The sequence below is a fragment of the Bradyrhizobium elkanii WSM2783 genome (assembly GCF_000472865.1).
GTDB lineage: Bacteria > Pseudomonadota > Alphaproteobacteria > Rhizobiales > Xanthobacteraceae > Bradyrhizobium > Bradyrhizobium elkanii_A.
In genome coordinates, this window is sequence record NZ_AXAP01000016.1 from 116,821 (window position 1) to 126,608 (window position 9,788).

The following is a 9,788-nucleotide window of genomic DNA, read 5'->3' on the forward strand; positions in this document are numbered from 1 at the left end:
CGTTCAGACCTGCCGTTCCGGCAGGCGCAGCACGAGCCCATCCAGTTCGGTCGTGATCCTGATCTGGCAGGACAGGCGGCTGTTCGGCAGGCGGTCGCAGGCTGTGCCGTCGAGCAGGGCGTCTTCCTCGTCGCCAATCGGCGGGAGGCGCGTCAGCCAGCCATCGTCGACATAGACATGGCAGGTGGCGCACATGGCGTTGCCGCCGCATTCGGCCAGGATGCCATCCAGTCCGTGACGGGTCGCGGCCTGCATGGCGCTCTCGCCGTCGCTGGTCTCGACCCGATCGCTTCGGCCATTGGGATGAATGAAGGTGATCGCAGTCATCGCACCTCTCGTCAGGCCGGAGTGATCGTAACGGGCAGGCTGTCGAGCCCGCGCAGCGTGTTGTTGAAGCGCCGCTTCGGCTCCCCCGTGATCTCGATTTTGGCGACGCGGCGCGCCAACGCCGACAGCATCACCTCGCCTTCGAGCCGCGCAACGAGCTGGCCGACGCACATATGGATGCCCGAGCCGAAGCCGACATGGCCGCTGGTGCGTCGGTTGATGTCGTAGCTGTCGGGCTTGTCCCAACGCCGCGGATCGCGGTTGGCCGCGCCGAGGAACATCAGGATCTTCTCGCCCTCGCCGACCGGCGCGCCACCGAGTTCGACCTCCCTCGTCGTGGTGCGGAAGAAGGTCTGGACCGGGCTTTCGAAACGCACCGCCTCCTCGAAGGCATTGCGCGCCAGCGCTGGATTGTCGCGCAAGAGCTGCCATTGATCCGGAAAGCGCACCAGGCAATAGATGGCCGCACCGAGGCCGTTGACGGTCGTATCGAGACCGGCCGACAGCAGCGAACGCACCAGGAGCGGCGCCTCCGCGGCGGTGATCTCGCCTTCATCGACGCGCGCGTGGATGCAGGCGCCAAAGCCGCCGGGTGCGAGGTTCTCGCGCTGGCATTGCTCGGCAATATAGGCCTGGTGCGGCGCCGAACGCTCGATCGCCTCCTGCCGCAACTGGTTCGGCGGACCGAACGCGTTGAACACCAGGCTGGCATAGGGGAGCAGATGCTCGCGGCCCTCTGCCCTCAGTCCGAGCGCATCCGGGAACACAGAGAGCGGATAGGCTTCCGCAAGATCCTCGATCGCATCGAAGCTGCGCTTGTTCAATAGCGCGTCGACCCTTGCTTCGGCCGCCTTAGCGAAGCCGTCGCGCACTTGCTTCATGACGCTCGGCGACAGCACGCGGCTGAGCACGGCGCGCGTGCGGGTATGGGCGGGCGGATCGGCCTCGAGGATCAGGCTCGGCGGCCGCCAGGGCTTCTCCTTCTTGAAATCGCTCAAGCCAACGCCGCGGCTGGAGCAGAAGGTGAGGGGATCGTTCAGCATCGCATGGACTTCGGCGTAGCGCGCCACGCCGTAGACGTTCCATTTGTCGAGATACACCACCGGCCCTGCTTCCCGCAGCACCTCATGGGTCGGGAAAGGATCGGCGAAGAACGCGATCGCGAAGGGATCAACGTCCAGATGCGGAACGGCGCTGGTCGTGGAAGAGGAGCCGAGTGCACTCATTCAAGTCGTCCCTCGTCTTGCCTGCCCTATCGCATCAGCCGGAATTTTCCACCTTCCACCTTGATGAGAAAGGCGGAACGTTCATCGTAGCCGTTGTGGTCGGTCGGACTCATGGTGGAGAGGCCGTTGTTCAAATAGACGTCCTTGCCGCGCTCGAGTTCATCCCGCAGTGCAGCCCGGAATTCCGGCGTACCCGGCTTGGCGGTCTTCAACGCGCTTGCCGCCGCCCTTTTGAACAGCGCGACGGCATCCCACAAATGCGCGGCGAAGATGTTCGGCTTCTGACCATTCGCCTTTTCATAGGCAGTGACGAGCTCCTCTCGCACCAACCGGAACGGATCGTTCGCCTGGAGATCCTCAGCGATGGTGAACGCTTCGCCGGTGAACACGGCGCCTTCGACATTGGCGCCGCCGAGCTTGATGAACTCTTCCGTCGCGACGCCGTGGGTCTGGAAAATCTTGCCGGCATAGCCGCGTTCGCGAAGGGCCTGCTGGGGCAATACGGCTGGCGTGCCAGCGGATGCGACGAACACTGCCTCCGGATTGGTCGCCATCACCTTCAAGGCCTGGCCGGTCACGCTGGTATCGGCGCGTGCGTAGACCTCATGCGTCGTTACCGTCAGGCCAAGCGTCGGCGCGAGCCGGCTGACTTCCTTGTAATAGCCCTCGCCATATCCATCCGAAACGCCGATATAGCCGAGCGTCTTGATCCCCGACTTCGCGATATGTTTGAGAATGACGGCTGCCATTAGGTCATCGTTCGGCACGACCTTGAACGCCCATTTCCGGCGGTCGTCCATCGGCTGGACGATGGCGGTCGCGGCCGCCAGCGAGATGATCGGGGTCTTCGATTCCATGGCGATGTCGAGCATCGGCATCGTCACTGGCGTCAGCGACGATCCGATCAGGATGTCGACGCCGTCCTGGATCACCAGGCGCCGGGCGTTCTGGACGCCCTTGGTGGGATCTGACTCATCGTCGAGCGGGATGTAGACGACCTTTTCGCCGCCGATCTCCTTCGGCAGCGCCGCCACCGTTCGCATCTGCGGTTGCCCGAGCGCCGAGCCCGGTCCGGACGCGGAGACGACGATCCCCACTTTGATGTCCGCCTTTGCGTCCGCGGCGCAGAGAACCGCGGTCACGAAGATCCAAAGCCCGGCAAGGCCCAGCCTCATCGTAGTCCCTCCCGCAAGAATTCTTCTTTCAAGGCGCGCAGATACGCCGAGGACGTCAGGCACGTCAGCGCTTTGCAATTATCGCTTGTCTCGCGGCGCGCGTCTGTCCCCTTTATTGGTGACACATGCCGGCTCAAAAGGGGGCGGATGCCGCATGAGACCGCTTCAAACCTGCGGATGTTGCTGATACGCTTGAAGAAAAATCCGGAGGAAGCGATGGGGTCAGCGGCGGTGGAACCCGGAGATTCGTCAGGCGTCCTTGCGCCGATGGTGCTTGCCATCGGTCGCCCGTCGTTCTCGCAGGTCCTGATGGATACGGTTCGGGCCGTGGCCGGTGTCGGCCATTGCATGGTGTTTGCCTTCGAGGCGGAGCGGACGGCGCGTTGCGCGCTGGGAATCGGGCACATCGCCATCGGGCCGGACCTCGGCGCAGCGTATTCCGAGCATTTTCATCTGGCCGATCCGAACCGGGAGACGATCCTGCACCAACGGGCGGCGCCTCGCCCGGTCGTCCTGCCGAGCTTCTCCCGCCGCATGTACAGCGATGGCTATCGAAAGATATTTTTTGAGGATGCGGAGATCGTCGACAAGATCGCTGCGGCGATCTGGGTCGACAGTGCCTGCTTTTATGTGAATTTCTACCGGACCACTGAGCAAGGCCGGTTTACGCGGAGCGAAGCCGCACGTCTCTGCAACATGGCGCCAGCCATCACCGCAATCGTGGCGCGTAACTGCCAGGAGGAGGTTGCAGCAGAAGCTCCGACAAAACTGCAGACGCTGTTTTCGACCCGCGAGCCGTTCCTCAAGCTGACCGGCCGGGAAAAGGATGTCTGCCTGCGGATCCTGTCGGGCTATGGGTCCGAGGCGATTGCGGCGGATCTCGGGATCAGCCTGCACTCGACCTTCACCTATCGCAAACGAGCCTATGAGAAGCTTGGCATCTCCTCGCAAAACGAACTGTTCGCCATCGCACTGCGCCTGATGGCGCTTCCCCGCTCTGCGCATTAGGGAGCGACGTCACTCGATTGAACCGGTCTGGCCGCAAGTTCACCTCTCCCTACGGGAGAGGTGCAGAGAGGCAGCGCCACTTCCTGTCCCTGTCCAACGGGACAGACGTCCTTTCTGCTCCTCGGTACCCTTGAGGAATACAGGGAGGGCCAAACCGTGAGCACTGCGCCTCGTATCGATATCGACGTCGCGGCATTCTGGAGCGATCCCTATCCGACGCTTGCCAAGTTGCGCCGCGATGCTCCCATCGCGTTCGTGCCGCAGCTCGGCAGCACGCTGCTCTGCAGTCGCGACGACATCTTCGTCTCGGAGAAGCAGATCGACGTCTTCTCATCGCACCAGCCCGCAGGCCTGATGAATACGCTGATGGGCCACAACATGATGCGCAAGGACGGCGAGGCGCACGTGTCGGAGCGGAAGGCGATCTTTCCTGCAGTATCTCCGAAGACCGTCAGATCTCACTGGACGGCGCAATTCCAGGCCCATGCCGACCGCATCATCGGCGAACTCGAGCCTGCGGGCGCATGCGATTTCGTGCGCGATTTCGCGCTGCCGTTCTCGGCGGAGTGTTTGAAATCGATCACCGGGCTGACCAACATGCGCTTTCAGGACATGAACGCGTGGTCGCAAGGGATGATCGACGGCATCGCCAACTACACTGGAGATCCCGCCGTCGAGGCGCGCTGTCATGCCGCGACGTCGGGCATTGATGCGGCCATCAACGACATGCTGCCGGTGCTCAGCAAGAAGCCCGATCAAAGCCTGCTGGGCGTGATGCTCGCATCCGGCATGCCGATGGAGAGTGTGCGCGCCAACATCAAGCTTTCGATCAGCGGCGGTCAAAACGAACCGCGGGATGCGATCGCGGGCACCGCGTGGGCGCTGTTGACGCACCCCGATCAACTGAGATCGGTCATGGAAGGCAAGATTCCCTGGATGCAGGCATTCGAGGAATATGCCCGCTGGATTTCGCCGATCGGCATGTCGCCGCGCCGCATCGCCAAGCCGTGGAAAATCCGTGATGTTGCCTTTGAGCCCGAGGAGCGGGTGTTCCTGATGTTCGGCTCGGCAAACCGCGACGAAAAGCATTTCGAACGCGCTGATGAGTTCGACCTTGAGCGCGATACCAGCAAGAGCATCGCGTTCGGCGCCGGGCCGCATTTCTGCGCCGGCGCCTGGGCCTCGCGCGCCATGGTTGCCGATGTTGCGCTCCCGGCCGTCTTCGCCAGGCTGAAGAACCTGCGCATTGTCGAGAGCGAACCCGTGCGGATCGGTGGCTGGGCGTTTCGCGGACTGCTTAATTTGCCCGTCGCGTGGGGTTAGGCGGTCCAGAAAATTCGCGTTCGCCGCTTATCCTCACAGAACAGCACGTCCAGGTTTTCCCGAGCGGCTGCGGCCGGCTGTCGCGGCGCGTGAGTGCCATGCGATCGTGCGAATTTGAAAAGTCGCTCCTAGTAAACCGCACCGAAAATCTCGATAACGGTTGCTGCAGTGCGGGGTGACCGACAATTGAAGTCCGACATCGCGCGGAGTACGCTAACGAGTAGCGAACCTGGTTTAGGAGCGCGCCGCGATGAAGGAAAATCCTGAGAAGGAAAATCCTAAGCGAAAAATTCCTCGGCGTGATTTGCTTCGTCTGACCATCGCCGGCAGCAGCGTGGCCGCCGTCGGCGCATTGCTGCCGCGGCAGGTGCCCGCACAATCGGTCAATCTGAAGGACAAGCGCAGAGCGCGCTATCAGCCAAATTCCGCCGAGGTTCGAGACTTCTACCGGGTCAACAGCTATCCCGGCGCTCGATAGAGGGAGGCGTTCGTGCTGATCAGGAAGGCGGATCGTCGCCAGGGAAGTGCAAAGCCTGTTCTCGCCGAAGGAGGCAGGCCAGGCGGCGGATTGGATCGTCGCACGTTTCTGAAGCGTTCGGGCATCGCTGCCGGCACGCTGGCGGCGCTCGGCGAATTCACGCTGAATGGCGTGCGTAAGGTGGAGGCCGGCCCGCCGGCTCCTCCCGGTGCGCCCGTCGCGACCCGCAAGAATGTCTGCACCCACTGTTCGGTCGGCTGCTCTGTCATCGCCAAGGTCGCCAATGGCGTGTGGATCGGGCAGGAGCCGGACTATGACAGCCCGATCAATCGCGGCTCGCATTGCTGCAAGGGCGCCGCGGTCCGCGACGACGTCCTGAGCGAGCGCCGCCTGCGCTATCCCGTCAAGCTCGTCAACGGCCAGTGGACGCGGATCTCCTGGGAGACCGCGATCAATGAGATCGGCGACAAGCTGATGGAGATCCGCCAGAAGGCGGGCCCCGATTCGGTCTATTGGCTCGGCTCGGCCAAGTTCACCAACGAGGCCGCCTATCTTAACCGCAAGTTTGCGGCGTTCTGGGGTACCAACAATTCCGACCATCAGGCCCGCATCTGCCATTCGACGACGGTCACCGGCGTAGCCAATACCTGGGGCTACGGCGCGATGACCAACAGCTACAACGACATCCGTAACTCCCGGACCATCCTGCTGATGGGCGGAAATCCGGCGGAGGCGCATCCGGTCTCGCTGCAGCACATCCTCGAGGGCAAGGAGCTCAACCGCGCCAACATGATCGTGGTCGATCCAAGGATGACGCGGACGGCGGCGCATGCGACCGAATATGTCCGAGTCCGCCCGGGCACCCACATCGCTACCATCTACGGCATGCTGTGGCACATTTTCGAGAATGGCTGGGAGGACAAGGAATTCATCAGCCAGCGCGTCTACGGCGTGGATGATATCCGCAAGGCGGCGGCGAAGTGGAATCCGAAGGAAGTCGAGCGCGTCACCGGCCTGCCGGAGGCGCAGGTCAAGCATATCGCTGAATTGTTCGCCAAGCAGAAGCCGGCGACGCTGATCTGGGCGATGGGCCAGACCCAGTTCGCCACCGGAACCGCCAATGTCCGCGCCAGTTGCCTGTTGCTGCTCGCCACTGGCAATGTCGGCATGGCCGGCGGCGGCGCCAACATCTTCCGCGGCCACACCAACGTGCAGGGCGCGACCGATCTCGGGCTCGATGTCACGACCCTGCCGCTCTATTACGGTCTCGCCGAGGAGGCCTGGCGGCACTGGTGCCGGGTGTGGGAAGTCGATTACGAGTGGATGAAGTCGCGCTTCCCGAGCAAGCAGTTGATGGAAACGCCGGGCATTCCAAGCACGCGCTGGTTCGACGCGACCCTGCTGCCGAAGGACCAGATCAACCAGCCTAATCCGGTGCAGGCCATGTTCGTCATGGGGCATGGTGTCAATACCATCACCCGGATGCCGGAAGCGGTGCGCGGCATCGAGAAGCTCGAACTCCTGGTGGTCTGCGATCCCTATCCGACGGCGTGGTCGGTGGTCTCCGAGCGCAAGAACGGCACCTATCTGCTGCCGGCCTGTACCAGCTTCGAGATGGACGGCTCGCGCACCGCCTCCAACCGCTCGCTGCAATGGGGCGAGAAGATCGTCGAGCCGGTCTTCGAATCCAAGAACGACTACGACGTGATGTATATGCTCGCCAAGAAGCTCGGCTTTGCCGACCCGATGTTCAAGAACATCAAGGTCGAGAACGGCTCGGTGTCGGCGGAGGACATCCTGCGCGAGATCAACCGCGGCGGCTGGTCGACCGGCTATTGCGGGCAGTCGCCGGAGCGGCTGAAGGCGCATATGAGGAACCAGCATAAGTTCGACCTGGTCACGCTGCGGGCACCGAAGGATGATCCGGAAGTCGGCGGCGACTATTACGGTCTGCCATGGCCGTGCTGGGGCACGCCGGAGTTCAAGCATCCCGGCACGCCGATCCTCTACAACACCAATCTTTCGGTGAAGGACGGCGGCGGCACCTTCCGCGCCCGGTTCGGCGTCGAGCGCGTCGTCAGGCGCAAGGTGATGGAGAACGGGCAGGAGGTCGAGCGGGAGGTTCATGAGAATCTTCTCGCCGAGGGCTCCTATTCGGTCGGCTCCGCAATCAGGGACGGTTATCCGGAGTTCACGCTGGGCGTGCTGAAAAAGCTCGGCTGGGACAACGAGCTGACGCCGCAGGAGATGGAGATCATCCAGCGCGTCAATTCGGCCGACCCTGACAAGGTGTCCTGGTCGCTGGATCTGTCCGGCGGCATCCAGCGGGTCGCGATCGAGCACGGCTGCTCGCCTTACGGCAACGGCAAGGCGCGCATGATCGCCTGGAATCTGCCCGATCCGATTCCGGTCTATCGCGAGCCGATCTATACGCCGCGTCCGGACCTCGTCGCCGACTATCCGACCTTGCCAGATGCCAAGCAGTTCCGCATGCCGAATATCGGCTTCTCGGTGCAGAAGGCGGCCGTCGATCGCGGCATCTCAAAACAGTTCCCGCTGATCCTGAGCTCGGGCCGGCTGGTGGAATATGAAGGCGGCGGCGAGGAGACGCGCTCCAACAAGTGGCTCGCCGAGCTGAAGCAGTTCATGTACGTCGAGATCAACCCGGCCGACGCCGCCGAGCGCGGCATCAAGGACGGCGGCTGGGTGTGGGTGACGGGCGCCGAGAACAGTTCGCGGACCCGCGTCAAGGCGATGGTCACCGAGCGCGTCGGCAAGGGCGTCGCCTGGATGCCGTACCATTTCGCCGGCTTTTTCGAGGGCGAGGACCTCCGCGCCAGATATCCGAAGGGCGCCGATCCGATCGTGCTTGGCGAAAGCGTGAATACGCTGACGACCTATGGCTACGACCCTGCAACCGGCATGCAGGAGCCGAAGGCGACGCTTTGCCAGATCAGGGCCGCGTAAGGGGAAGAGACGATGGCACGCATGAAATTCCTTTGTGACGCGGACCGCTGCATCGACTGCAACGCCTGTGTCACCGCGTGCAAGAACGAGAACGAGGTGCCCTGGGGCATCAACCGCCGCCGCGTCGTCACCATCAATGACGGCAAGCCGGGCGAGCGTTCGGTCTCGATGGCCTGCATGCATTGCACGGACCCGCCTTGCGCGTCGGTCTGTCCGGTGAACTGCATCTTCCCGACCGAGGACGGCGTTGTCTTGCACAACAAGGATCAGTGCATCGGTTGCGGCTATTGCTTCTACGCCTGCCCGTTTGGCGCGCCGCAATATCCGCAAGTCGGTAATTTCGGTACCCGCGGCAAGATGGACAAATGCACCTATTGCGCCGGCGGCGGCGGACCAGAGGCACCAGGGAGCGCGGCGGAATTCGCCAAATACGGCTCGAACCGGTTCGGCGAAGGCAAATTGCCGATGTGCGCGGAGATGTGCTCGACCAAGTCGCTGCTCGCCGGCGATGGCGACATCATCGCTCAGATCTATGGCGAGCGGGTGCGCAAGCGCGGCTATGGTTCCGGTGCCTGGGGCTGGACCACGGCGTACCACGAGGACGTCGGGGTCTGAGCGGACAGGCTCAGGCGGCCCGCGATGGGCGCGGGATGAGAACAGGGTAACGGTCATGACGTTTCTCGCACGCTTTCGTCTGGCGACCTTCGTCCTGGCGCTGCTTGCGATATCAGCGGCGGCGCCCGTGTTCGCACAAGAGCGCGGTCCCGATGGCGCACCCAATCCGACCGCAAGCGTCACCAGCCAGCACGAATTGCTGCAGCAGATGCCGCGCATCACCGGCCGCATCGACATTCCCGACACCAGGGCCAGCGTACTGATCCAGCCGGCGGGCCGGACCTGGGAATATTTCCACCAGGTCCTGCTGCGCTGGGGCGGTGCGATTGTGATCCTTGGCACGGTCCTGCTGCTGGCGATCGCCTATCTGATCCTCGGACGGCTCCCGATCTCAGCCGGGCGCTCGGGGCAGAAAGTGGTCCGCTTCGAGGCGTTCGAGCGCTTCGCGCATTGGCTGACGGCGGCCTCCTTTGTCATCCTCGGACTGACCGGATTGAACATCACGTTCGGCAAGGCCCTGCTGCTGCCGCTCGTTGGGCCGGACATGTTCGCCGCCATCTCGGAGGTCGCGAAGTACATCCACAACTTCACGAGCTTTGCCTTCGTGGCGGGCCTTCTCCTGATCATGGTGATCTTCTTCAGGGACAATCTCCTGGAGAAGGTGGATAT

9 protein-coding genes are annotated in these 9,788 nt (G+C 63.1%); 6 read left to right on the plus strand and 3 right to left on the minus strand.

Annotation, left to right across the window (positions count from 1 at the left end):
* Window positions 1-3: 3 nt before the first annotated feature.
* Genes YY7_RS0116995 through YY7_RS0117005 form a run of 3 tightly spaced genes read right to left on the minus strand, consistent with a single transcriptional unit; the run spans window position 4 to window position 2,728 of the window.
* On the minus strand, window positions 4-327 hold the full coding sequence (locus tag YY7_RS0116995) for a 2Fe-2S iron-sulfur cluster-binding protein (RefSeq protein WP_028164295.1): 324 nt from the start codon (window positions 325-327) through the stop codon (window positions 4-6).
* A gap of 11 nt (window positions 328-338) precedes the next feature.
* Window positions 339-1,553, minus strand: coding sequence for a cytochrome P450 (locus tag YY7_RS0117000; RefSeq protein WP_028164296.1), 1,215 nt, complete (start codon window positions 1,551-1,553; stop codon window positions 339-341).
* Between the two features lie 26 nt (window positions 1,554-1,579).
* Complete coding sequence (locus tag YY7_RS0117005) at window positions 1,580-2,728, minus strand: ABC transporter substrate-binding protein (protein ID WP_028164297.1); 1,149 nt, start codon at window positions 2,726-2,728, stop codon at window positions 1,580-1,582.
* Between the two features lie 216 nt (window positions 2,729-2,944).
* Between YY7_RS0117005 and YY7_RS0117010 the strand changes: the two genes are divergently transcribed.
* From YY7_RS0117010 to YY7_RS0117035, 6 genes are all read left to right on the plus strand, one after another.
* A complete protein-coding gene (locus YY7_RS0117010) occupies window positions 2,945-3,736 on the plus strand; it encodes a helix-turn-helix transcriptional regulator (protein WP_035690351.1) in 792 nt (263 codons plus the stop codon).
* 156 nt (window positions 3,737-3,892) lie between these two features.
* Window positions 3,893-5,059, plus strand: a complete 1,167-nt coding sequence (locus tag YY7_RS0117015) for a cytochrome P450 (protein ID WP_028164299.1) — start codon at window positions 3,893-3,895, stop codon at window positions 5,057-5,059.
* Window positions 5,060-5,309: 250 nt separating this feature from the next.
* Entirely contained in the window at window positions 5,310-5,537 is a 228-nt protein-coding gene (locus tag YY7_RS60400; RefSeq protein ID WP_028164300.1) for a hypothetical protein, read from the plus strand.
* A gap of 12 nt (window positions 5,538-5,549) precedes the next feature.
* Window positions 5,550-8,504, plus strand: a complete 2,955-nt coding sequence (locus YY7_RS0117025; protein WP_028164301.1) for a formate dehydrogenase subunit alpha — start codon at window positions 5,550-5,552, stop codon at window positions 8,502-8,504.
* Between the two features lie 12 nt (window positions 8,505-8,516).
* Window positions 8,517-9,119, plus strand: a complete 603-nt coding sequence (gene fdh3B / locus YY7_RS0117030; protein WP_028164302.1) for a formate dehydrogenase FDH3 subunit beta — start codon at window positions 8,517-8,519, stop codon at window positions 9,117-9,119.
* Between the two features lie 55 nt (window positions 9,120-9,174).
* The coding region (locus tag YY7_RS0117035) for a cytochrome b/b6 domain-containing protein (protein WP_035690338.1) at window positions 9,175-9,788 on the plus strand (614 nt) is incomplete at its 3' end.